Below are 24890 nucleotides of genomic sequence, written 5' to 3'. Positions count from 1 at the left end.
GTTTATATAAAAGTATAACTAAGTTTTTAGTTTTGCAACTAAATTATTAGTTCAATGAATAAAAAACTAATAATATATTTTGATGTTGTGGTTTACACATCTACTACTAAGAATATGACGATAACATTTCATGGGGCGGCAGGAACCGTCACGGGCAGTAAACACCTTATAAAACTTAAGAATGGCATTCAGCTTTTGCTCGATTGTGGAATGTTTCAGGGAAGAGGAGATGAGACAGATGAATTAAACGAGCATTTCGGTTTTAATCCTGAAGAAGTAAACTATCTTATTTTATCGCATGCGCATATTGATCATTGTGGATTGATACCGCGTTTGGTTGCTGATGGATTTAAGGGAACCATATTTTCTACTGCTGCTACTATGGATCTGGCGCGAATTCTTTTAAACGATTCGGCAGGTATTCAGAAAAATGATACCGATTATATTAATAAAAAAGAGGTAAGGACTGGTCGGGTTCCTATGGTGCCCTTGTATACGGAAGAGGATGTAATGGAAGCGATGCGACTTTTTAAAATTGTCGAGTATAACGAAGATTATGAAATTGACTCCAGGATAAAATTTTGCTTTACAGATGCAGGGCATATATTAGGGAGTGCGGCAATAAATATTACCATTTTGGAAGACGCTAAGTTTACTCAGATTACATTTAGTGGTGACCTTGGACGTTATAATGATATGTTGCTCAAGAGTCCGCAATCTTTCCCTCAGGCTGATTATATTATAATGGAGTCTACTTATGGGGATTCTTATCATAAAGATCTGGAGCCTATTGAAGGGCAATTGCAAGAAATTATCACGCAAACCTGTCTGGTTAAAAAGGGAAAATTAATTATTCCAGCGTTTAGTGTAGGGCGTACCCAGGAACTACTTTACGCGTTAAATGCACTTGAACTGAATGGTACTTTGCCTGATGTTCCCTTTTATGTTGATAGTCCACTGTCTTTAAAAGCTACTGAAGTGTTGAAAGGACATACTCAGGTATATAATAATAAGGTTCAGGATGTGTTGAAGCGCGATGAAGATATATTTCAGTTTACAGGGTTAAAGTTTATTGATAGTGTGGAAGAATCTAAGCGCTTAAATGATGATCCAAGACCTTGTGTTATTATATCCTCTTCTGGTATGGCAGAGGCGGGTAGAGTTAAACATCATATCAGGAACAACATTCAAAATAATAAGAATACCATATTACTGGTTGGCTATTGTGAACCAAATTCTTTAGGAGGACAGTTAATGTCAGGTAAAAAGATCGTTCAGATTTTTGGTGATGATTATGATGTTAGAGCTGAGGTAAAAGTGATCAGATCGATGAGTGCACATGGTGATTGTGCAGATTTGCTTCAATTTTTGTCTTGTCAGGACCCTAAAGAAGTGAAGCAGATTTATCTGGTTCATGGCGAAAACAAGGTACAAGAGAATTTTCGTGATAAACTATTGGAAGTAGGTTTTGCAAGCATAAAAATACCAGCTCAGCATCAGGTCGAAAACTTAGAATTAAAGGAAGTGATTCAGGATTAATATAAAGACTGAATCACTCCTTTTAGTACAGGTACGCTAAAGTAACTGGAAACTGTGTATTTTTCAGGATTCTTGTCTTTGCCTGCATTACTTACAGAAAGTATAATTGCAAGTAAAGCTGGAATTAACAACATAATAAATGGCGAAACTGAATGATGTGATTTGTTCATTGCTTTTTTAATTTCTTAATCAAATCAACAGTATAATTTCTTTAATTGAAATTTATTTAGACTAATAGCCATTTAGACTAGATGAACAGGTCAAAACAGAACGTTATTAATTTGGATTATTAATAATTAAATCGGTGTGCGATACTCTGGTTTCGAATTCTGTAATTGGTTTTTTGGTTTCAATAAGCTGAATAAGCAATTCCATTGCAGCCTGTCCCATCTCAAAGGCAGGTTGTCGTATCGCTGTAATTGGGGGATTAAATAAGTCGACGACTGTAGAATTAGTAAACCCTGCGATCTTTGTGCACAAAATGGCCGTAGTACCAAACTGGGAATGCTCCTGATGGATCGTTTTATCTTGGGAGACCATGGAGGCCTTATGCTATAGTCGTTTTTATTAAGTGTGATCTACGTAAAGTAATCAAACCTGAAGGATGGAATAATTGGGGTTAGGTTGCTAATGAACAAACCACCTATTATGCGGAATACAAAACACAGGTGCAGGGTTTTAGCCAACTCAGCGAGTCTCATGGTCACATCAGATTACCGATGAGGAAGTAAAAGAATACCAAATAGAGAAAATCTTTAGGAATTGGATTTCAGAATAAGATTGTAAGATCCAGGATGCTTTTCCAAAATATTAAATATGAAAAAAGGCTGCCTGATTAGGCAGCCTTTCCATATGATAAGGGCTAGATGCCCGATAATAATTATTCGTTTGATGCTTTTCCTAAAGAAGCAAGGATTCCACCGTCAACATAAAGAATATGTCCGTTTACGAAATCAGAAGCTTGAGAGGATAAAAAGATTGCAGCACCTTGTAAGTCATCTGTTTTTCCCCAACGGGCAGCTGGAGTACGACTTATAATGAAATCGTTAAATGGATGACCATCTACACGAATAGGAGCAGTCTGTGAAGTAGCAAAATAACCTGGACCGATACCATTAACCTGAATGTTAAATCCAGCCCATTCAGTTGCAAGATTTTTTGTCAGCATTTTTAAACCGCCTTTTGCAGCTGCATAAGCACTAACTGTATTTCTTCCAACTTCACTCATCATGGAGCACATATTGATAATTTTACCTGCACGACGTTCAATCATGTTACGGCCAACGTGTTTAGCCATAATGAACGGACCTGTAAGATCAATTTTTAATACAAGTTCCCAATCAGCCACTTCCATATCGATTACGGGAGTACGTTTGATTATACCTGCGTTATTAATTAAAATATCGATAGGACCTACTTCAGCTTCAATTTTAGCCACATTAGCTATTACAGCAGCTTCATCAGTTACATCAAAAAGATATCCTTTGATAGCAATACCTAAAACTGCGTATTCTTTAATTGCACTATCAAGTTTTTCTTGAGATATATCATTGATGATAATTTGTGCACCGGCATTGGCTAAGCCTACTGCCATTGACATTCCTAAACCGTGAGTAGCACCAGTAACGAGTGCTCTTTTACCTGTCAGATCAAATAGAGATAGAGACATTTTATTATTTTTTATAGTTTGAGTTCCAAATCAATAGGTGTTTGGAAACTTATGCAAGATTGTAATTATATCACAGGTAAAAAATGATCTGTATCACCTTGTGAGCTTTAAAGACTAATAAAACAATCAAAATGCTTTAATTTGTTGCTCCTGCACTAAATTTTAAATATACTTTAGACGGGGTCTTTATTTTGTGTATAAAATGTAATTTTGCATCACATTTTATCTCAAAAAGTAATGGGCAACAATTCTTTATTTGACTTATCGGGGAAAGTGGCCCTGGTAACCGGTTGTAATCGTGGTATAGGAAAGGCCATGGCCGAAGCTCTTGCAGAAGCAGGAGCAGATATAATTGGTGTTTCTTCCTCCATCGCACTGAGTGGTAGCGAAACGGAAAGAGACATCCATGCAATTGGACGGAAATTTACGGCTTATCAGTGTGATCTGAGTAATAGAAAGTCTGTAGAAGAGTTTTTGCAAAAAGTATTATCAGAAAATCTGACTATAGATATTTTGGTAAACAATGCAGGAACCATCTTAAGACAGCCAGCAGCAGAGCATTCTGATGAATTCTGGGACAAGGTTATCGAGATCAATCTGAATAGTCAGTTTGTAATCAGCCGGGAAATTGGAGCAAGAATGATTGAAAACGGGTCAGGTAAAATTATATTCACAGCTTCTCTGCTTACCTTCCAGGGCGGAATACATGTTCCAGGATATGCAGCTAGTAAAGGGGCTATAGGAAGTTTAGTTAAGGCTCTGTCAAATGAATGGGCCTCAAAGGGTGTAAATGTAAATGGCATTGCTCCCGGATATATTTCTACTGATAATACAGAAGCACTACGAAATGATGAAGAGCGGAGTAAATCAATTTTAGGCCGTATTCCCGCTGGCCGTTGGGGCGAAACAGATGACTTTAAAGGGCCTGTCGTTTTTCTGGCATCTAAAGCCTCTGATTATGTAAGTGGTACAATCCTGACAGTTGATGGTGGCTGGATGGGACGTTAATAAACACGTTAATTAATAAATTAGATTATGATAATGAATCAACGTTATGCACAAAGTCCTAAAGAAGTTGCCACTCTTGGCACTGCAGAACTTCGTGCAAGTTTCTTATTAGAAGACCTGATGCAATTAGGTCAGTTCAATTTTACTTATTCTCATTATGATCGTGCAATCACTGGAAGTGTTGTACCGGTAGATAAGCCTTTGGAGCTTCCTGGTTATGAAAATCTTCGTTCTGATTTCTTTTTACAAAGGCGGGAATTAGGTATTATCAATGTAGGTGGTGCTGGTACTGTTAACATTGATGGCACTGTATATGAAGTGAATAAACTTGATGCTGTTTATGTTGGAAAGGGGTCAGTATCCGTTGTTTTTTCAAGCAATGTAGCTACCGATCCTGCCAAGTTTTTCCTTTATTCAGTGCCTGCGCACAAGGAATACCCACATCAACTGATTAAGAAGGAAAATGCTATTCCTACAACTATTGGAAGTAAAGATACTGCTAACGAGCGAACTATTTATAAATATATCCACCTTGAAGGTGCTAAAAGTTGCCAGTTAGTAATGGGATTAACTGTTCTGAGTACTGGTTGTGTTTGGAATACCATGCCAGCTCATGTTCATGACCGCAGAATGGAATCTTACTTCTATTTTGATGTTCCTGCAGGCCAGGTTGTATTTCATTTAATGGGTCAGCCTCAAGAGACACGTCATGTGGTTGTTCAAAATCATCAGGCAATCATTTCACCGCCATGGTCTATTCATTCTGGAGGTGGTACTTCTAACTACGGATTTATATGGGCAATGGCTGGAGAAAATCTGGTATACTCAGATATGGATGCTGTAGCAATTAATGAATTAAGATAATAACTGACATATATTGTAACAGGCTTTTGAAAATCAATAGTCTTTTTACGATAACACACTAAATCGACAAAAGCACCCGAATTAACCGGGTGCTTTTTTTTTGCATCTATATTGTTACCTCCGATAACGTTTGCGTAAATATATATCCTCATTTCATCTTTATTTAAGGCTAAAGTCTGTAATCTTGCTTAATTCCTAATGAATCATTTATACTAACCATATAAAGATTAGATAATTGTAACAAAAATGCTGAATAAGTTGAGGGACCAACCGATTAGGTCAAACTTGAAGCTTAAGCATTTAGTGCCAACAAATAATATGAATAATATACAGAAATTAAAAGGAGCAATCTTAGTTGGAATACTGCAATTCGTGTCATTTCAGTCGTTTTCACAAACTGATCTTTCATGGGCAATCAGTAACCTACCCAAGGTAGAAAAACCAACATTCAAAGCTGATACCTTTAATATAATAAAATACGGTGCTGTAAGTGACGGAATTATCCTGAACTCTAAAAGTATTCATGATGCCACTGAGGATTGTAGCATTAAAAGTGGAGGTGTCGTGCTCATACCTGCAGGTTTATGGTCTACAGGGCCTATCGTGCTCAACAGTAACGTCAATCTGCATCTTCAAAGTGATGCTGTGTTAAGCTTCACAAAAGATCATTCTCAGTATAAACTAGTTCAAACTAATTGCGAAGGACTTGATGCAGTCCGTAACGAATCTCCTATTTCTGGGACCAATTTTGTCAACATTGCCATAACAGGTAAGGGGATCATTGATGGAAATGATGATTCATGGCGAATGGTGAAAAAGGAAAAGTTAACTGCTAGTCAATGGGACAATGTAGTGGCTTCCGGTGGCGTAGTTGATCCAAAAGGAAGAATCTGGTATCCTTCAGAACAATCTTTAAAAGGATCAACCTTAAAAGGAGCTGGTATTTTGGAAGCTGGCAAATTCCTCAAGGATTATGAAGATAACAAAGACTTTTTAAGGCCCAATTTAATTGGGCTGGCATCTTCCAAGAAAGTCTTGCTCGAAGGTGTAACCTTTCAGAATTCACCTGCATGGAATGTTCATCCATTGATGTGCGAAAACTTAACAATAAGCGATATTAGAGTTAGGAATCTATGGTATGGCCAGAATGGCGATGGCTTAGATTTTGAATCCTGCAAAAATGGGATGATTGAAAACAGTGTATTTGATGTCGGGGATGATGGAATCTGTATTGAATTAGGTCGCGATGCACAAGGTCGTAAAATAGCCATGCCTACCGAAAACATATTAATTAAAAATTGTACCGTATACCATGTTCATGATAGTTGTGTTGTAAGAAGTGAAATGTCTGGTGGTGCAAAGAATTTGTTTGGTACCGATATCGGCCTTCGTTTCAAAACTACACGTGGCAGAGGTGGTATTGTAGAGAAAATATACATCAAAAATATCACCATGAAAGATAGTGCCAGTGAGGCTATCTTATTTAATATGTACTACGCTGCCCTGGATCCTGTTGTATTAAAGGGAGAAAATCGCGAAGCTCCTAAAGTAGATCTTCTTCCTGTTACTGAAGAAACTCCGCAGTTCAAAGATATCTATGTTAAAAATGTAGTCTGCAACGGTGCCGAAACAGCTGTATTCATAAGAGGATTACGTGAGAGGAAAATTAATAATATTCATCTCGAGAATATCACCATTCAAGCGAAAAAAGGCATTGAAAGTCAGGATGCGAAAGACATTTCCTTTAAATACGTAAATCTCATCGTTAAAGAAACAACACCTGTTGTAGATGTTACAAATAGCAGTGGCCTTTCTTTCGACGGTTTAAAATACAGTAAGAATGCAGCGTTGCTTTTTAATATCAAGGGGGCAAGCAGTTAAAATATTTCTGATACTAATACAAATACCATAATAGCAAAGAGTAATGCCGAGTTTAAAGACGGAGCCAATAAGAAAGCAATAAAAATTAAATAGGAATCTTTATGAAAAGAATTACTACTATATTAACGCTCAGCCTGTTTTTCTGTTTTCAGGTACTCATTACTAAAGCACAGACCATTCCGTTGTCAGAACGGATGACCAATACTGTTATGGATATCTGGAGTGACTCGCTATGGGTTGGAAGACCATTTAAATGGACTTATGATCAAGGTGTATTACTGGAAGGTGTTTCATCTGTATGGCAACGTACGGGCGACAAAAAGTACTTTGACTATATTAAGAAAAGTATGGATTTCTTCGTTCAGGAAAATGGCGATATCCGTACCTACGATAAGAACTCACATAACATCGATAATATTAAAAATGGAAGGGCATTATTGCTGTTGTACAATGTAACAGGACAAGTAAAATATTTTAAGGCTGCTCAGCTTTTAAGACATCAGCTTAGCGAGCAACCTCGTACAAAAGAAGGAGGATTCTGGCATAAACGTATTTATCCTAATCAAATGTGGTTGGATGGTCTTTATATGGGACAACCTTTTTATGCTGAATTTTCAGCTGTAACCAATGATACCAAGGCTTTTGATGATATTACCAATCAGTTTGTATTTATGGAACGTCATTCCAGAGATGCAAAAACAGGTCTAATGATTCATGGCTGGGATGAATCTAAAGAGCAACAATGGGCTAATAAAACAACCGGTCAATCTCCACATGTATGGGGAAGAGCAATGGGCTGGTACGGAATGGCACTCGTTGATGCTTTAGAATATTTTCCTGATACACATCCAGGCAAAAAACAGCTGATCGATATCCTTAACCGTTATTCAGCTGCAGTAACCAAATCACAACAACCATCAGGCCTTTGGTATGATATTATCGACGTTCCAAAAGGAAAGGGTAACTATTTCGAATCCTCAGCAGCAAGCATGTTTGTTTATGCACTAGCTAAGGGTGTAAGACAAGGTTATCTTCCTCAGAGCTATTTCAAAGTTGCCCAAAAGGGTTACGAAGGAATGAAAAAAGAGTTTGTTGAAGAGGTAAACGCAGAAAAAATTAATTTCAAAGGAACAGTGACCGTTTCCGGTCTTGGTGGTAAACCTTATCGCGATGGTAGTTATGGATACTACATGAGCGAAAAGGCAATTACAAATGATCCTAAGGGTGTTGGGGCATTTATCAGTGCATCTAATGAAATGGAACTGGCAACCATGCCTAAACCAGGAATAGGTAAAACCGTAACCCTGGATTATTACTTCAATAATGAATATAAAAAGGGTCCACTAGGACAAGATGTTCGCTTTCATTATACCTGGGAAGATCAGGCTAATAGTGGCTTCTGGTTTTGGAGAAACTTATTTAATTACGCTGGTGCAAAAACTAACCACCTCGAAGTTGCTCCTACAGCATTAAATTTAAAAAATACATCAGTTTACATCATTGTCGATCCTGATACAGAAAAGGAATCACCGAAGCCTAACTTTGTTCAGGCAAAGGATGCAACGGAATTAGTAAATTGGGTAGAAGGCGGTGGCGTACTGGTATTAATGACTAACGATGTGGGTAATGCTGAATTTACACACTTTAATACACTGGCTCAAAAGTTCGGTATCACTTTTAATGAAGATCAGAAAAACCCGGTTACAGGCAGTCAGTTTGAAATGGCCGCCATACCAGTTCCTGCAGGCAATGCAATTTTCAAAACAGCAAAGAAGCTGTATATTAAAGAACTGAGCACGATACAAATAAAAGCTCCGGCTAAGCCATTCTTCACACATAAGGGCGATATCATTATGGCTACCGCTAAATTAGGTAAGGGAACTGTATTCGCAATTGGCGACCCTTGGTTTTACAATGAGTATGTTGATGGACGTAGGCTTTCTGCAGACTTTGATAATTTCAAGGCAGCAAATGACCTTGCAAACTGGTTGTTGCAACAAGCCTCAAAAAGATAAAAGAACGATCTCCTAAGGAGGTAAATTTATAAATCATGAAAAATTTTTTAGACGATAATTTTTTATTAACAAATCGTACCGCTGAGCGTCTCTTCCATGAGTACGCAAAGGATATGCCGATTATTGATTACCATAATCACCTTATTCCTGAGCAGATTGCCAATGATGTTAACTTTGATAATTTAACCCAGGTTTGGTTATATGGCGATCATTACAAGTGGCGTGCCATGCGTGCAAATGGTGTTAATGAAGATTTTATCACAGGTAAAAAAAGTGATTACGAGAAGTTTGAAAAATGGGCTGAAACAGTTCCTTATACGTTAAGAAACCCATTGTACCATTGGACACACTTAGAGTTGCGTCGTTATTTTGATGTACAGGATATCTTATCTGGCAGCACAGCAAAAAAGGTATATGACGAGTGTACCGCTAAACTACAGACTCCTGAATATTCCGTGCGTGGTTTATTAAGTAAGATGAAAGTGGAAGCAGTTTGCACCACTGACGATCCTATCGATTCATTGGAACATCATCAGAAAATTGCTAAAGAAGGTATCGCTTTGCAGGTTAGACCAGCATTCCGTCCCGATAAAGCAATGAGTGCAGATGACGTGGCCGGACTTAACGAATACATTGCTAAAGTAGAGCAGGTAACAAATTTAAGTATCGCCGATTTTGATACTTATTTAAAAGCACTAAAACTGCGTCACGATTACTTCGACCAGAATGGTTGTCGTGTATCGGATCATGGTTTAGAGCAGATCTACGCAGAAGACTATACAGATGAAGAGATTAGTAAGATCTTTATTAAAATACGAAGCAATGCAACACTTACAGACATGGAAGTGTTGAAATTTAAATCGGCTATGCTGGTTCATTTTGCCAAATGGGATCATGCAACAGGATGGGTACAACAGTTTCACCTTGGCGCGCTAAGAAATAATAACGCACGTATGTTATCTGTTCTTGGTCCTGATACAGGATGGGATTCTATCGGTGATTTCAGTCAGGGAAGACAATTATCTAAATTCCTTAACGGATTGGATGCTACTGATCAACTTGCAAAAACAATCATCTATAACTTAAATCCTGCAGACAACGAATTAATTGCAACCATGATTGGTAACTTCAATGATGGTTCAGTTGCCGGTAAGGTTCAGTTTGGTTCTGCATGGTGGTTCCTTGATCAAAAAGATGGAATGGTGAAACAAATGAATGCGCTATCCAATATGGGGCTTATCAGTAAATTCATTGGTATGCTTACCGATTCAAGAAGTTTCCTTTCTTACCCCCGTCATGAATATTTTAGAAGGATCTTATGTAACCTTTTCGGCGAAGAAGTAGAAAATGGGGAGCTTCCTAATGATGTCGAATGGATAGGGAAAGTGATAAAAGATATCTGTTACTATAATGCTAAAAACTATATCAACTGGTGATGAGTAAAGTGCTGTGTTTTGGAGAATTATTATTGAGGGTATCTCCTTCCTCAGATGAAGAAATGGATAAACACCCCTTTGCACTATATGTAGGGGGAGCTGAAGCCAATACTGCAACTGCACTTGCCGGATGGAATATTCCGGTTAAGTATTGTACGGTATTGCCTGATAACTTTATGTCGAAGTATGTATTGGAATACCTGGAATATAAGGGTATTTATACCTCTTCGGTAATTTTAACAGGTAACCGGATTGGCGTTTATTATTTGGATAGAGGGGCAGATTTAAAAAGCAGTGTGGTGTATGATCGGGATTACTCTTCGTTCGCCGGACTGAAAAGAGGCATGATTGATTGGGACAAAGTGCTCCGGGATGTTTCCTGGTTTAATTTTACAGCAATAAGTCCCGCCTTAAATGCTAATGTTGCCGATGTATGCCTCGAAGCCGTAGAAGCTGCTTCCCGGAAAAACATCACCATCTCTGTCGATCTGAATTACCGTTCCCGCTTATGGAAATATGGCAAAGAGCCTATTGATGTAATGCCTGAGTTGGTTAAATATTGTGACGTGGTGATGGGAAATATCTGGGCTGCCAACACGCTGCTTGGTACATCAATTGATGAAGATATACATGTAAAGGGGACTAGACAAGCCTATCTGGATCATGCAAAGAAAACATCTCTTGAAATTATTGAACGCTTTCCAAAGTGCAAAACGGTAGCCAATACCTTCCGGTTTGACAGTGATAAAAATGATCTTTCTTACTATACCAGTTTGTACACAGAAGGTAAGCAATACAATTCACCGGAATTGAGAACTGAAGGAGTGGTAGACCGCTCCGGTAGTGGAGATTGTTTTATGGGAGGATTAATATATGGATCTTATCTGTATCATTCCCCGCAGGAAATCGTAAACTATGCTACAGCAGCCGCATTTGGTAAGCTGCAGGAACAAGGCGACTCTACCAAACAGGATATTCTTCGTGTATCTAAAATTAAGAAAGACAGTCAAAAAGATTAAATCAAACGATAATAAAAGTCAATATATGCAATTGAGTAAAAAAGTATTCTCAGATTATGTTGAACGCCCTGAAAAAGTGCTCCAGTTTGGAGAAGGCAATTTCTTGCGTTGTTTCGTAGATTGGATGTGCTTTGAAATTAACAAATCTCTTAAAAGAGATCTACGCTCAGGTTAAACAGGATAAAAGAGTACCAATTCCTATCTCTAAAATTATCCGCGTTGCAAGCGGTGAGAAAGCGCATCACGAGGAATCAGGTTTCCGCGAGATTGCTATTTTCAAAACAGGAGTTACACTTTAAGCTGGTTTTAGTGTTCAATGAGAAGACCGGGTCTAATGACCCGGTCTTTGTTGTATAACAGCTTATTTTTTAAATACTTAGTCTTTTCTAACCTTAACAACCAATTTCTTAATCAGTCCTTCACCAATCATTGGTGCATGAACATCCTCAGGAAAGAAGATGGCAAACTGACCTGCTTTCAACTCGAAATACATACCTGGTTTATCATTAAAGAAGATCACGTCCTTTTCAGGATTGTACGCATCCTTCGGATCATTACACAAACTGCGTGTGCTCCATCCCATTGTCTCGCTAGCAGAGATACAAACCTGGATATCAAGGAAATTATTATGAGCTTCAAATTTAGCATCTTCTACAGACACGCCATCTTTAGCCGACACTGAAGCATGGATATTTGTACCGTCAATAGGGAATTTACCAGGTTCCATTGCGTTTAAATCCTGGCTTTTCAGATAGCCAAATGCCTGAGCAAAACGAGGGTGAACACTGTAATATTTTTTAGCGTTTTCTAATGAATCTATTATCATAATTTTGGTTTTAATAAAAAAATCCGCCGTTTAAACTAAACGGCGGATCTCTATAATGTAATTAACTTATCTCTGAACGCGACCTGAAGCATCACCCTTCATCAAGGTACTTACTTCTGCTAAAGTAGCATGGTTAAGGTCACCTGGAATAGTGTGTTTCAATGCAGAAGCAGCAACACCAAATTCAGCAGCTTCTCCCATTGGTAAACCAGTTACTAATCCATAAATGAATCCACTTGCGAATGAGTCACCACTACCAACACGGTCAACTATACGAACTTCGTATTTTTTAGTATTATAAAATTCAGTTCCATCATATACCAATGCAGACCATCCATTATCAGAAGCACTGTGGCTTACGCGAAGAGTAGAAGCAATATATTTGAATCCGAATTTTTCTTTCATTTGTTGGAATACATCTTTGTATCCGTCCAAATTCAATTCACCTTTTGTAATGTCAGTACCATGGCTTTTAAATCCTAATGTAGTTTCAGCATCTTCTTCATTTCCGATACATACATCAACATATTTACAAAGCTCAGTCATCACTTCTTTGGCTTTATCTTTACTCCAAAGTTTTTTACGGTAGTTAAGGTCGATACTAGTTGTAATTCCCTTTGCTTTTGCAGCCTTTAAAGCAGCAAGAGTAAGAGCAGCTGCTTTGTCGCTTAATGCAGGAGTAATACCTGTAGTATGGAACCAATCAGCACCTTCAAATATTTTATCAAAGTCAAAATCTGATATTTCAGCGTCAGCAATTGAAGCATCTGCACGGTCATATACAACCTGAGATGCACGTGCAGAAGCACCTGTCTCCAGGAAATAAATACCTAATCTTTTTCCACCACGAGCGACATATTGCGTGTCAACACCGTAACGGCGGATGTGATTAATAGCCGCTTGTCCTAATGCATTATCAGGAACTTTAGATACAAATACGCCGTCAAGACCGTAATTTGATATTGCTACAGCAACGTTTGCTTCTCCGCCACCATAGGTAACATCAAAAGAATCAGCCTGAACAAAACGCTCAAATCCTGGGGTGGAAAGACGCATCATGATCTCTCCAAGGGTTACTACTTTTTTAGACATCTTAAAACTATAAAATTAATATTATAACGGTTTATGAATATAATTACCAAAATTACTTTATTAAAGTCACACAGGCTCCGATTTTGTCACATCTTTTATTAAAATATTACGCAATCGTTTCCGAACCTACTTAAGGAATTAAACAATTCTATTTATTTCCATTTTTGTAACAAAACATTCTTTTTGTTGATACTTTAGTAAAATAACATTCTCCTCTAATATATGATTCTAGTCATGTTTAAATTAAACCTAAACTAAATTTTATACATTTATGCTCAATATATTTCCTAAAAATTCTAAAACAATGAGTAAGAAAGAAGAAGTTTTAAAAGTTATTCCTGCACAAGGAATTTTACCACTTTATTTTAACAAAGACACACAAGTAAGTATCGATTTATTAAAAGCATTATATACTGCTGGCATCAGAGCGGTAGAATACACAAACCGTGGAGAAGCAGCTTTTGCAAACTTTAAGGCAATGCGTAAAGTTTGCGATGCTGAACTTAAAGGTATGTATTTAGGTATCGGTACAATTAAAGATGCAGCAACAGCACAGTCATTTATTGACGAAGGAGCGGACTATATTATTAGCCCCGGACTTGTTGAAGATGTAGCTGAAGTTTCTGATAAAAACGGTATGTTATGGGTTCCCGGATGTATGACTCCTACTGAAATTATCAAAGCAGAAAACATGGGAGCAACATTTGTTAAATTATTCCCAGGTAACCTTTTAGGCCCATCATTCCTTTCCGGAATTAAAGAATTGTTCCCTAAATTATTGTTCATGCCTACAGGCGGCGTTGATTTAGAACGTGAGAATATTGCTGGTTGGTTTAAAGCTGGTGTTTGTGCAGTGGGTATGGGAAGTAAACTCGTAACCAAAGACATCATGGAAAATAAAAAGTATGATGAACTGATTGTATTAACCAAACAGGTTATGGAAACAATCAAGTCTATCAAACACTAAATTGCCGCTAACCACAAACTAATATTTAAATGGGTAAAGACAAAATAGGCAATTACAGGTGGACAATTTGTTCCTTGTTGTTTTTTGCTACAACAATTAACTATCTGGACAGACAAGTACTTTCCTTAACATGGACAGACTTTATCGCTCCTGAGTTCCACTGGACAAATAATGATTACGGAAATATAACTGCCTTATTTTCTATTTTTTATGCAGTAAGTATGTTGTTTGCCGGTCGTTTAGTCGATTGGTTAGACACAAAGAAAGGTTTTCTGCTGGCCATCGGAATATGGTCATTCGGAGCTTGTCTACATGCATTCTGCGGAATCGCCACATCAGGTATTACTACAGGCAACTGGTTCGTAGGGTTTGAAGAAGCCAGACATCACATTGCTATGGTTGATAATACAGGAATGGTTATTACTGTGAGTGTGACGTTATTCATATTTGCACGTTTTGTATTAGCAATAGGAGAAGCCGGAAACTTTCCAGCAGCTATTAAAGCTACAGCAGAATACTTTCCAAAGAAAGACAGAGCATTATCTACCAGTATCTTTAACGCTGGAGCCACTGTTGGAGCACTTGCTGCACCAATAACAGTTCCTTTTATCGCTAAAGCTTATGGATGGGAAATGGCTTTCATCATTATCGGTGCACTAGGCTTTGTGTGGATGGGATTCTGGGTCTTAATTTACAAGAAACCAGAGGTAAATCCTAAAATAAGCACTGCCGAGCTTGCGTATATCCAACAGGATGTAATATTTGATAAGAAATTTGTAGCTAATCCTGATGGAATTCCTGAAAAGGGAGTCACATTTACAGAGTGTTTTAAATACAAACAGACCTGGGCATTTGCATTTGGTAAATTTATGACCGATGGTGTATGGTGGTTTTTCTTATTCTGGACACCGGCTTATTTAAGCTCTGTGTACGGTATGGATTCGACTCAAAGTGCATTGCCATTGTTTCTACTTTACATGATCACATTACTATCAATTATCGGAGGATGGTTACCAACCTACTTCGTGGATAAGAAAGGAATGGATCCATATGCAGGCCGTATGAAATCGATGCTTATTTTTGCATTTTTCCCTCTTCTGGCTCTATTGGCACAACCGTTAGGTCATATAACTTACTGGATACCGGTTATTATCATCGGTATTGCCGGAGCTGCACATCAGGCTTGGTCAGCGAATATATTCACCACAGTTAGTGATATGTTTCCCAGGAAAGCGATTGGTACAATCACTGGTATAGGTGGTATGGCAGGTGGTATAGGTTCATTCTTTATCAATAAGGGTTCTGGTATGCTGTTTGATTATTCAAACGAGACACAAATGGTGTTTATGGGCTTTAAAGGCATAGAATCTGGATACTTTATTATCTTTTCAGTATGTGCGGTATCGTACCTTATCGGATGGGTTGTCATGAAGTCTTTGGTTCCTAAGTATTCACCTATTACTGATTTATAGACTAACTGAAGCTTGATCAGGGCGACAATTTGTTTTTTCCTGATCGTTGCAACAAGCGTTTATTATCAATAATAAAGTTTTAAATAAAGGCCTCCTGTATTCATTTACAGGAGGCCTTTTTGCGTCATGTATTTTGTTTTTCTTTGCTTGGCTGATCGGTATTACAGGTGCGATTTGCTTTTTTTTAGTAACTGAAAATTCTCTTTCCGATTCCTTATAACCTCAAGTCATTACATTCAAAGGACGAAGATTTTACCTATACGCGTATATTTGTAAGCTGTTACGTTGCGTTTCAGGTAGTCTTGATTTTTATAAAAAATCCGATTTCTGATACGGTACATGTGCAAATAAAAAATCAAACACGACTATGAGTGAAAAGTTAAATTTGGAGTCAATATTTGTTGAGGAAAGCCAGATTCCTTCAGAATTCCTTATCGATGAAGTCCATCAACGGGAATATCTGAGTAATGGAGAAATGAAACCATGGAATGGTGATGTACATTCCGTTTACTCTCCAGTATGTATAAAGACCGCTGAAGGTTATAAAAGAAAGCTGATAGGTACTTATCCCATTTGTACGCAAGAAGAGGCTATGTCCTCTCTGGATGCCGCTGTTGCCGCTTATAATAACGGTCGCGGACAATGGCCTACCATGAGTGTAGCCGATAGGATCCATCACGTAGAGCACTTTACTAAAATGATGATCGCACAGAAAGACATCGTTGTCAAGCTGATCATGTGGGAAATTGGTAAATCTTTTGCAGATTCAATTAAAGAATTTGACCGTACGGTTGAATATATCTATGCTACTATCGACGCATTGAAAGACGTAGATCGTCAGTCATCCCGTTTCGAAATAGAACAAGGCATCATTGCACAGATCAGACGATCACCACTTGGTGTAGTATTGTGTATGGGACCTTTTAATTATCCATTAAACGAAACCTTCACTACCCTGATTCCTGCTTTAATAATGGGCAATACCATTATGTTTAAACCACCTAAGCATGGAACGTTATTGTTTTATCCCTTGTTGAATGCGTTTAAAGAGTGTTTTCCAAAAGGAGTAGTCAATACAATTTACGGCCGTGGAGCAACCATTGTTCCTGAACTGATGAAGTCAGGAAAGATCAATGTGCTGACACTTATTGGCTCCAGTAAGGTTGCTAATGAGCTGAAAAAACTTCACCCTAAGGTGAATCGTTTACGTGCAATATTGGGACTGGATGCTAAGAATTTAGCTATCGTTACCCCAAATGCCGATATTAAACTAGCCGTTAGTGAGATCGTTTTAGGTTCCTTGTCGTTCAATGGGCAACGTTGTACCGCTTTAAAGATCATATACGTCCACGAAAAAGTTGTTGACGAATTCCTGCAATTACTATCCGCCGAAGTATCTAAACTTAAATATGGCATGCCATGGGAAAAAGGTGTTACTTTAACTCCGCTTCCAGAGCCTGGTAAACCAGCTTATTTAAAGGAATGTATTGACAATGCTATTGCGAATGGTGCAAAAGTGATCAATGAGCATGGAGGTGAATCATTTGAATCGTTCGTGTACCCAGCTATAGTTTATCCGGTGAATAAGAACATGAAGCTGTACAGGGAAGAGCAATTCGGACCTATTATTCCGGTTGTGTCTTATTCTGATGTTGATGAACCTATCGAATACCTGATCGAATCAACACATGGTCAACAGGTGAGTATCTTCAGTAATGATTCAGAAGAGCTTTCTGTATTGATTGACCCTCTGGTCAACCTGGTAAGTCGTGTGAATCTAAATTGCCAGTGTCAACGTGGTCCGGATGCATTTCCATTTACAGGAAGGAAAGATAGTGCAGAGGGAACCTTGTCGGTAGTTGATGCGTTAAGGTCGTTCTCTATGCGGTCATTGGTTGCTACAAAGATGAACGAGACGAATAAACAATTACTTAATGAGATTGTGAGTGAAAACACGTCAAATTTCTTAAGTACGAAGTATATTTTTTAATCATAAAATAAAGGATTTTTAAAAAAGCGGTCTGTCTCGAATGAGGTAGGGCGCTTTTTTTATTTATATGAATCTTATATAGAGAAGTTGACAGAAAGGAGGTAGGTAGGTAACGGGTGTATACTTGCTTCTTGGGTTGTTCGTTGTTTCTGGCTTGGTTACCCTTTGGTTGTTCGTCTCGAGGCGAAGCTAGAAGGGTGGACTGAGGAGCAAGCAGCGAGCAAGGGAGGGAGAGTGGATATAGACGGGTCGCTCTCAGTATACGACAGGGTAGGAAATTATAAACCGGTGAATTGAAACTTTCAAATAAATACAATCGTTATCCTTGTAAAATTTATGTTTGTTAAATTGACATCTATTATGAAAAGACGTTTTTTCGTAAAGACAACGATCCTAAGCAGTGCTGCTTCAGCATTACTACCTCGGATTGGATTTACTCAACTTAAACCTAAAAATAAGACATTCCTATATTATGAACTTAGAACCTATACATTAAAGGATGCGAACCAGCAGAGCCTAGTGGAAGACTATTTTGAAAAAGCGGCAATTTCTGCCTTGAATAAATTAGGTATCAAAAACGTCGGTGTATTTACCGAACTTAAGCCTTCAGGACAATCGATGTTGATTGCGCTAATCCCTTATCAATCGCTACAGGATTTTGAAACGATAAATAATAGGCTTGAACAGGATAAACGCTATATTACTGAAGGAGCTGCATATTTGAATGCTCCGGCAACAGAACCGGCTTATGAGCGTATAAATAGTTCCTTACTTAAAGCCTTTAAAAACATGCCTGGCCTAGAGCTCCCACCGAAGAATAAACGTATTTTCGAGCTGCGTAGATATGAGCATGCGAATGAGGCGGCAGGAACAAAAAAACGTGAGATGTTCAATGATGCTGGGGAGATTAACATTTTCAAACGGCTAGGTTTTAAGCCAGTTTTCTTTGGAGAAACGATCATAGGAGAGGCCCGTCCTAACCTTATTTATATGGTTACCTTCGATGATATGGCCGAGCACGACCAGCACTGGAAGTCTTTTGGTGCTGATCCTGAATGGAAGAAAATAAGTGTAATTCCTGAATATGCAAACTCAAAGCTTATATCCAATATAACGTCTACATTTCTCCAACCTACGGGGTATTCGCAGATCTAGCTAGTTATGTAAAGGTTAAAACGAGTTCATGAATTGAGCCACAACGAATTCATGAAAAGTCTATATTGCATTGTCTAAGAAAACGACTGTTTTTTGAAAATTTTATGTAGAGTAACCGGCTGATAAACGGAGCAATAAATGGTCATTCGCGCATGTGTTGATTAAAAATCTTCCTTCAGCTCTTTTAAGTTAGTCTTCAATGATTTTATCTTGTCACTGTATTTTAGTATGTGTAATAAATGTCCTATTGCTAATGTAAAAATGGTTAATAGTGCACACGTTAGCAAAAGAATATTTGTAGATGGGGTCCAAAAAGTTATAAACTTAATTATAGAATAAAAATAAGCCGGGTAAAGAAACATGTAAATGATGTTGAATTTCACATAATATTTTGTAAAATCATCAATAATTTTTGCAACTGTTTCTTTCAAATTTTTCGTATTATTCAAGGTAAATATTTCTTGTTGCCGTTTAAATATCCAAACGGTTGTGAAATAGTGAATTAGAATAATTGCCATGTATATTAATGATGTACCTATGTTTATTGCAAATGCCTCAATAGTTTCAGTTTTGTCAGCCATTAAAAATGCCTTCAATATGATGACCAGCAAAAAAGGTATAAGCAAACCTTTAAGCTTTTGGACATTAGTATTATTTGTCCTGATCCAGTAAGCCGATGTTTTTTGTAAGTAGTCTAAAGTGTCTGTTGTTTTCATAATAATCTGGTCTAATTTTTCGTTTGTTAGTTCTTGTTGTGTAAATTCTTTATCCTGAATTGTTTTCCAGTAATTTTTAAATTCATCCAGTTCCATATTATACAATTATTACGAGTGATCTTAATTTGGCCTTTATTTTATTCAGCTTAAAACCTACGTTTGTTTCTGATAGGCCCATAACCTCAGCAATTTCTTTGTAACTGCAATTATCTAAGTAGAGCATGGATAGCGCGCGCTCTACCTCTGTAAGCTTTTTTATGGCTTCATACATCATCAAAGCCTTTTCATCTATAGCGTTTTCTTCAACCATAACTTCAAAAGCTTCATCATTTAAACCTGAAAACTTTTCTCTTTTCGTTTCTTTTCTTAAGCGCGTAATCGCATTGTTAATAGCAATACGGTACATCCAGGTAGATACCTTGGCATCTCCTTTAAATGACGGAAAGGACCGCCATAGTTGTAAAACAATGTCCTGAAAAAGGTCTTCCTTATCCTCCTTGTTATTGCAATACATATTGCATACTTTAAAAATAAGACCTTGATGATTTGCTATCAGTAATGAAAATTGCTCTTTCAAAAACGTTGTTTAATAATTAGTCGTATAGTAGGAGAAAAACTTAGAGAAAATATAAAATAATTTTTTTACAGATTTTAAACTTGATTAAAATACAAGAAGCTACTGTAAAAAGATCCAATTAGTCACGTATAAAGTAAACTCTACCTTGATGCGATTGGCAAATTTACCATATAAACGACCTTTTTTTGATATTAATCATCTTTTACCATACATCTAGGTGATGATGATCTGGGTAATGCAGCAATGCTATTTTTAGACAAAATTATTTTTACAGCTGTTACCAATAATCCTGAACCTACATTGCCTATCTTTGTAAATCGAGCTTATGAGACAGGATATATCATATTTGTACTAGTACCAAGAATTTAACTAATGGAATCCTTGAATAAAGATTTGCGAATTACAACTGCTTTTTTGGCCACACTGATCTTGTTATGTGTCTTGTCGTGCAAAAAGTCTGAAGAATTGAGTAATGCCGAAGTACTGAAGGGTAAGTACAATCCTATATCAGCGTATGCAGATCATCCAGTAGACATAAATTTCGATGGATTTGAATCTATTGATCTTTTACAAGAAATTCCAGATATCAAAACTGCGCAACTGGAACTAATCGGAACCGACGGTTATAATTTATATTCCCACTTTTGGCCTGAACCATACTTTTTGTATGCGGAGCCCTCAGATATATATAATCCTGAAATTAAAGTAGTGTACGCTAAAAAAGCAAGCTATGGAAAGTTCCATATAAATAAAGATTTTACTGAAATTATAGTTCCGGATAAATCTTTATTAGATTTTGTCTCACCCTCTAAAATTTTGATTCTAAGTGATAATGATGTTAGTATTTTCTTCAATAAGCGCATCTATACGAAATCAGGTTGGCAGGACCTAAAAATCAATGTAATTTATAAGAGCTACACAACAACGTATTAAAAACGACTGGACGCTTAATCAGTTAAGATCCTATCTGATACCTGTCCTATTAATCCATCTCAATAATTAATGTGTTACTATCTTGCTAATAATGTTTTTATGAAAATTTAGAAATGTTAGTCGTTCAGTCATGTTGAATACGAAATGATCATTAGCTTTTGTCTCTTACTATTTTTCTATTTTTATGACAGCAGTTGTTGTAGTATTCATTGGGATTTATTAATAATTATCCTACTGATATAAGGTTGCGGACAAAAGTCATCAGGTATTGATACGGCATAAACTAATGTATCCACTTTTAGATTTTTTATTTTAACATAACAAGTATCACTGGCTTTTGACGAAGAAGTAGAGAAGGAAAAGTACTTCTTTGAGTCGTTTATTATTACTGGCGGCGTAATTGAATCTAATTTATTGATGCCATTTCTAAAATATACCTTAATATCTGATGAGGGGGAATATAAAGGAGAAGAAAAAAAGAAATCATCATTATTTGTCTGATTGATGACTTGAAAGTTAAGGACAGGTGGATTGTAAACATATACACAACCTAAAGTCTCTTTTTCTTTGTTATTAGAGCATGGATTAACGCATAGGATTGAAAATGCGCTGACTGAATTTGGTTGCACAAATATCTACCAAGAAAAGATTTCCGGAAAGAATACAGATAGACCGGAACTTAAAAAACTTCTCAAAAAGTTTAGAAAAGGCGATCAGATTGTTTGGAAATTGGATCGTCTCGGCAGCCCGCTAAGAGACTTGGTTAATCTAGTTGCAATTTTCTATAATCCTTTTATGCTAATTGCTCTTAAACTGCATCTTATAGCTATAATACCAGTAATCAATTCACTAATTTTAGCAAAGACCCAATTTCCTAAATTTATAATCGTATGAAAACTAAATTTTATACGACTAGAAAACCTAAAGACCCCCTTTTTAAACGCGAAATCAGGGTATGAGATAAACATCCCTTATCTTAATCCGTTTAATTTAAGTGATGTCTTGATAGGTTTAGTTTTTTTGCTTTTGATTGGAGCCGTATACCGAACGGTATGTACGGTGGTGTGAGAGGACCGATAGCCAAATAATGGCTATCTTCCTACTCGATTTGTCTTATTATTGAGGGATACTAATCGTCATCTGATGTATTTGGATCAAATTTCCAAAGATCATCAAGACGTGTTGCTCCTGATCTTCCAGTTGCAACATATCCTTTGTTATTTAAAGTGAAACCTGCTGCTCCTTCACGTGATACTCCTTCAAATACATCGACTTCAGTCCAGAAATCTGTTGAAGGATTGTACTGCCATGTTGTATTCAGCACCGAACTATTTGTTCCGGTAGTAATATAACCTTGTCCATCAATAACGAATGTAGCTGGTGATGTGCGTTGAAGATTATAGTCGTAATTGTCATTATCCTGAATCTCCTCACTATCTTCTGAATCGGTCGCTTGTGGATACAGGGAGGTTTTTCTATCCCAGGTGTTTGCTGTAGGATTAAATGCATAAAATGAAGATACCATTGATCCATTGTTGGATCCTCCTCCAACATATGCAACGTTGTTGATTACAAATACAAATGGGTTAATCCTTTTTGATTTCATACTGGATACCTGTGTCCAGGTATTGCTGGTTACGTTATAACGGTAAAAATCTTGTTGATCATTGTCGCCATCGTTTCCGCAACCTACATATCCGCTTTCGTTTATAGCAAAAGCGACTGCTCCATATCTGCCCTTAGTAGTAGGGAAGTCTGCAATTTGTTTCCATGTGTTGGTTCCTGGAGTGTATTCCCAGAAATCCTTCAGCACATTTGTTCCGTCTGTACCCAGACCTACATATCCTTTTCCATTTGCTGTGAAAGCTACTGCCTTATTTCTTGCTGTTCCTGGGAAAGCGGCAATAGAGAACCAGTTGTCCTGTGTGGGATCGTATTTCCAAAAATCTGTTAATCTAGTCTCAGTTGATGTTGCTGAAGTAAATCCTGTGCCTAAATAGGCAATATTGTCAATAACAAAAGAGGCAGCATCACTTCTGGAAACGCCTTCAAAATCTGATTGTCTTGTCCAGTCACCAGCCAAATCATCGTCATCACTATTGGAAGAACATCCGGCTAGAAAAATGACAAGGAATAAAAAAGAAATACATGAGAATAGTTTTTTCATAACTATAAAAGTTTAGTGTAAGTAATTATTAATTTAATTTTCGTGGAAGAGTTGTCTTGTGAACCTAGCTCAAGCCGGGTTAACGTGTTTTGTAAGTCGCTTATAGGCAGACTGAGCAGTAAAGAAGTATTGGTATAGGATTTAACATAACTGTTGATATAATCTGTAATAGGGTAATTGTACGAGGCTTTTGCTATTCCATCATCCGTATTCCTTAAATAGATACTTGAGGTACCAGCGGCTGCATCTGTGAGGGTTGACTGGGGCTGATCGTGTTGGTTGGCGACTAGCAAAATGAGTTCCGAGGGTAGCTTATAGGGCTTATCGGAGGCTTTGGTGCTTTGAATAATAAGCTCCGCCTTATTTATGGAAATAGTTTCATTGCCAACAATGGAGCTGATTGTTGGAAACTCAATTTTAGTAACCAAACCCAGTCCGCCCTGGATATATGTTTTATTGCCAGTTATGGCTGAAGCGATCTGTTTGTTTTGCAAACTGATGTCTTTTAGTGCGGTGTTACTTCTGTCGGCAGTGATGCTATTGAACTGATAACTGTTGTCGTAGAGACTGAATTTAAGTTCGTTTTTTATTTTTAATCCGTTTGTGCCTGTATAGGAATAGTAGATTTTAACTTCAGCCGTATCTTTATAGCCTATAACTGCATTTCCATCTGCCTTGAGCACAATGCCATTAAAGTAATCCAGGAACTCTTCGGTATTGCTGATTTTTGTATTACTAGTTTGGATCATAGAGAAAAGTTCTTTGCCTAGACTATTGGGAAGAGCCATCATGATACTGTCTCCGGATGCTGGTCGTGGGGAAAGTGTTTTCGAAGTTAGCGGAGTTGTATTGTAATTTACTTTGCTCCGGTTGTAGAAGGTTGCCGTGGACGAAAACACGTTCTGTTCTTCTGGCTCCAGATATCCGGGCTTTGTTTCAATTACAATGCGGTCTGTTAACTGGTGTGCTGATAAGGTTTGTTTAACTGTGGTATCCCCATAATAGTACCCCGAATACTGGAGCTTGAGCCGTATGGAATCAAACTTAGCATCATCGGGTAAAGTAATCCCGCTAAGATCTGTAGGCGAAATTTGAAAGTAAGATGCGGCTGTAATTATACCCAGATCGGGATCTGAAATCGTTCCAGCTAATAGAACCCCTTTTCCTGCAGTCGGTAACGAATCCAAAAGTAAAGTGGATGTTTTGACATTAAAGGTGTCCGAAATAATTACTCCTTGTAATTCATCTTGATTTAAACCTACCATATCGTTTTTACTACAAGAGAAGAGAAATAGTAAACATGAAAATAGGAGGAGTGCTTTGTAGACTTTTATTTTAAATAGTCCGTTAATGGATCGACGCATCGTATGATAAAGTATATTCTGTCTTGCAAATATGGCCTTTAGGTGTGTTTAAAGGCAATTTTTAACAGTATTTAACGATTCGATAGACATTGAGCATGTTTAATTAACAGTCATTAACATAGCGGAACAAAGGATAAACCTGTATTTAACAACATTTAACATTGCTGCAAAAGAAAAAGTTATTTCTTTATCTTAGCGCC

At 37.4% G+C, this 24890-nt stretch carries 24 protein-coding genes; 15 read left to right on the top strand and 9 right to left on the bottom strand.

Annotation, left to right across the window (positions count from 1 at the left end; translation table 11 throughout):
* Nucleotides 1-54 precede the first annotated feature (54 nt).
* On the top strand, nucleotides 55-1539 hold the full coding sequence (locus tag ADIARSV_RS09945) for an MBL fold metallo-hydrolase RNA specificity domain-containing protein (RefSeq protein ID WP_235048396.1): 1485 nt from the start codon (nucleotides 55-57) through the stop codon (nucleotides 1537-1539).
* Here ADIARSV_RS09945 and ADIARSV_RS21875 read toward each other — a convergent pair.
* Nucleotides 1536-1709 (bottom strand): hypothetical protein, encoded by a 174-nt coding sequence (locus tag ADIARSV_RS21875; protein WP_016195369.1) that lies wholly within the window; start codon nucleotides 1707-1709, stop codon nucleotides 1536-1538. The genes ADIARSV_RS09945 and ADIARSV_RS21875 overlap by 4 nt on opposite strands.
* A gap of 106 nt (nucleotides 1710-1815) precedes the next feature.
* On the bottom strand, nucleotides 1816-2079 hold the full coding sequence (locus ADIARSV_RS09940; RefSeq protein ID WP_040299699.1) for a substrate-binding domain-containing protein: 264 nt from the start codon (nucleotides 2077-2079) through the stop codon (nucleotides 1816-1818).
* Nucleotides 2080-2093: 14 nt separating this feature from the next.
* Here ADIARSV_RS09940 and ADIARSV_RS23185 point away from each other — a divergent pair, with 14 nt between their 5' ends.
* Entirely contained in the window at nucleotides 2094-2162 is a 69-nt protein-coding gene (locus ADIARSV_RS23185) for a hypothetical protein (protein ID WP_394331148.1), read from the top strand.
* 257 nt (nucleotides 2163-2419) lie between these two features.
* Here the strand turns inward: ADIARSV_RS23185 and ADIARSV_RS09935 are convergent, their stop codons facing one another.
* The gene (locus ADIARSV_RS09935) at nucleotides 2420-3208 is read right to left on the bottom strand and encodes a gluconate 5-dehydrogenase (protein WP_016195366.1); all 789 of its coding nucleotides are present in this window, start codon (nucleotides 3206-3208) and stop codon (nucleotides 2420-2422) included.
* A gap of 237 nt (nucleotides 3209-3445) precedes the next feature.
* On the opposite strand from ADIARSV_RS09935, the gene ADIARSV_RS09930 reads away from it, so the two are divergent.
* The 7 genes from ADIARSV_RS09930 (at nucleotide 3446) to ADIARSV_RS21870 (ending at nucleotide 11730) form a co-directional block, all read left to right on the top strand.
* Nucleotides 3446-4216 (top strand): SDR family NAD(P)-dependent oxidoreductase, encoded by a 771-nt coding sequence (locus ADIARSV_RS09930; RefSeq protein WP_016195365.1) that lies wholly within the window; start codon nucleotides 3446-3448, stop codon nucleotides 4214-4216.
* 33 nt (nucleotides 4217-4249) lie between these two features.
* Nucleotides 4250-5080: a 5-dehydro-4-deoxy-D-glucuronate isomerase gene (gene kduI, locus ADIARSV_RS09925; RefSeq protein ID WP_040299698.1), complete on the top strand. Its 831-nt coding sequence runs from the start codon at nucleotides 4250-4252 to the stop codon at nucleotides 5078-5080.
* Between the two features lie 318 nt (nucleotides 5081-5398).
* Nucleotides 5399-6961, top strand: a complete 1563-nt coding sequence (locus ADIARSV_RS09920) for a glycoside hydrolase family 28 protein (protein WP_235048395.1) — start codon at nucleotides 5399-5401, stop codon at nucleotides 6959-6961.
* Between the two features lie 101 nt (nucleotides 6962-7062).
* The gene (locus tag ADIARSV_RS09915) at nucleotides 7063-8976 is read left to right on the top strand and encodes a glycoside hydrolase family 88/105 protein (protein ID WP_016195362.1); all 1914 of its coding nucleotides are present in this window, start codon (nucleotides 7063-7065) and stop codon (nucleotides 8974-8976) included.
* Between the two features lie 35 nt (nucleotides 8977-9011).
* A complete protein-coding gene (gene uxaC, locus ADIARSV_RS09910) occupies nucleotides 9012-10412 on the top strand; it encodes a glucuronate isomerase (RefSeq protein WP_016195361.1) in 1401 nt (466 codons plus the stop codon).
* Nucleotides 10412-11431 (top strand): sugar kinase, encoded by a 1020-nt coding sequence (locus ADIARSV_RS09905; RefSeq protein WP_016195360.1) that lies wholly within the window; start codon nucleotides 10412-10414, stop codon nucleotides 11429-11431. Before uxaC ends, ADIARSV_RS09905 begins: the two co-directional genes overlap by 1 nt.
* A 131-nt stretch (nucleotides 11432-11562) precedes the next feature.
* Complete coding sequence (locus tag ADIARSV_RS21870) at nucleotides 11563-11730, top strand: altronate hydrolase (protein WP_016195358.1); 168 nt, start codon at nucleotides 11563-11565, stop codon at nucleotides 11728-11730.
* A 77-nt stretch (nucleotides 11731-11807) separates the two neighbouring features.
* Here the strand turns inward: ADIARSV_RS21870 and ADIARSV_RS09900 are convergent, their stop codons facing one another.
* Both ADIARSV_RS09900 and ADIARSV_RS09895 read right to left on the bottom strand, forming a co-directional pair.
* Nucleotides 11808-12257, bottom strand: coding sequence for a YhcH/YjgK/YiaL family protein (locus tag ADIARSV_RS09900; RefSeq protein ID WP_016195357.1), 450 nt, complete (start codon nucleotides 12255-12257; stop codon nucleotides 11808-11810).
* Nucleotides 12258-12323: 66 nt separating this feature from the next.
* Nucleotides 12324-13349: a sugar kinase gene (locus ADIARSV_RS09895; RefSeq protein ID WP_016195356.1), complete on the bottom strand. Its 1026-nt coding sequence runs from the start codon at nucleotides 13347-13349 to the stop codon at nucleotides 12324-12326.
* A gap of 304 nt (nucleotides 13350-13653) precedes the next feature.
* On the opposite strand from ADIARSV_RS09895, the gene ADIARSV_RS09890 reads away from it, so the two are divergent.
* From ADIARSV_RS09890 to ADIARSV_RS09875, 4 genes are all read left to right on the top strand, one after another.
* Nucleotides 13654-14316 (top strand): beta/alpha barrel domain-containing protein, encoded by a 663-nt coding sequence (locus ADIARSV_RS09890; protein ID WP_040299706.1) that lies wholly within the window; start codon nucleotides 13654-13656, stop codon nucleotides 14314-14316.
* Between the two features lie 29 nt (nucleotides 14317-14345).
* Nucleotides 14346-15788, top strand: a complete 1443-nt coding sequence (locus ADIARSV_RS09885) for an MFS transporter (protein ID WP_016195354.1) — start codon at nucleotides 14346-14348, stop codon at nucleotides 15786-15788.
* 367 nt (nucleotides 15789-16155) lie between these two features.
* On the top strand, nucleotides 16156-17778 hold the full coding sequence (locus tag ADIARSV_RS09880) for an NADP-dependent glyceraldehyde-3-phosphate dehydrogenase (protein WP_040299697.1): 1623 nt from the start codon (nucleotides 16156-16158) through the stop codon (nucleotides 17776-17778).
* Nucleotides 17779-18138: 360 nt separating this feature from the next.
* Nucleotides 18139-18933: an NIPSNAP family protein gene (locus tag ADIARSV_RS09875; RefSeq protein WP_040299695.1), complete on the top strand. Its 795-nt coding sequence runs from the start codon at nucleotides 18139-18141 to the stop codon at nucleotides 18931-18933.
* A 161-nt stretch (nucleotides 18934-19094) separates the two neighbouring features.
* On the opposite strand, the gene ADIARSV_RS09870 is transcribed toward ADIARSV_RS09875, so the two are convergent.
* A complete protein-coding gene (locus ADIARSV_RS09870; protein ID WP_016195350.1) occupies nucleotides 19095-19745 on the bottom strand; it encodes a hypothetical protein in 651 nt (216 codons plus the stop codon).
* Between the two features lies 1 nt (nucleotide 19746).
* Nucleotides 19747-20226, bottom strand: a complete 480-nt coding sequence (locus ADIARSV_RS09865) for an RNA polymerase sigma factor (protein ID WP_040299693.1) — start codon at nucleotides 20224-20226, stop codon at nucleotides 19747-19749.
* 372 nt (nucleotides 20227-20598) lie between these two features.
* On the opposite strand from ADIARSV_RS09865, the gene ADIARSV_RS09860 reads away from it, so the two are divergent.
* Together ADIARSV_RS09860 and ADIARSV_RS09855 are read left to right on the top strand one after the other, a co-directional pair.
* Nucleotides 20599-21159 carry a hypothetical protein gene (locus tag ADIARSV_RS09860; RefSeq protein WP_016195348.1) on the top strand — a complete coding sequence of 187 codons (561 nt, stop codon included), beginning with the start codon at nucleotides 20599-20601 and terminating at the stop codon, nucleotides 21157-21159.
* A gap of 567 nt (nucleotides 21160-21726) precedes the next feature.
* Nucleotides 21727-22053 carry a recombinase family protein gene (locus ADIARSV_RS09855; protein WP_052016990.1) on the top strand — a complete coding sequence of 109 codons (327 nt, stop codon included), beginning with the start codon at nucleotides 21727-21729 and terminating at the stop codon, nucleotides 22051-22053.
* A 235-nt stretch (nucleotides 22054-22288) separates the two neighbouring features.
* On the opposite strand, the gene ADIARSV_RS09850 is transcribed toward ADIARSV_RS09855, so the two are convergent.
* Nucleotides 22289-23326: a Kelch repeat-containing protein gene (locus tag ADIARSV_RS09850; RefSeq protein WP_016195347.1), complete on the bottom strand. Its 1038-nt coding sequence runs from the start codon at nucleotides 23324-23326 to the stop codon at nucleotides 22289-22291.
* A 2-nt stretch (nucleotides 23327-23328) separates the two neighbouring features.
* Nucleotides 23329-24591: a DUF4270 family protein gene (locus tag ADIARSV_RS09845; protein ID WP_016195346.1), complete on the bottom strand. Its 1263-nt coding sequence runs from the start codon at nucleotides 24589-24591 to the stop codon at nucleotides 23329-23331.
* Nucleotides 24592-24890 lie beyond the last annotated feature (299 nt).

This window comes from Arcticibacter svalbardensis MN12-7 (genome assembly GCF_000403135.1).
Classification (GTDB): Bacteria; Bacteroidota; Bacteroidia; order Sphingobacteriales; family Sphingobacteriaceae; genus Arcticibacter; species Arcticibacter svalbardensis.
This window is presented reverse-complemented; position numbering and strand designations above follow the sequence as displayed.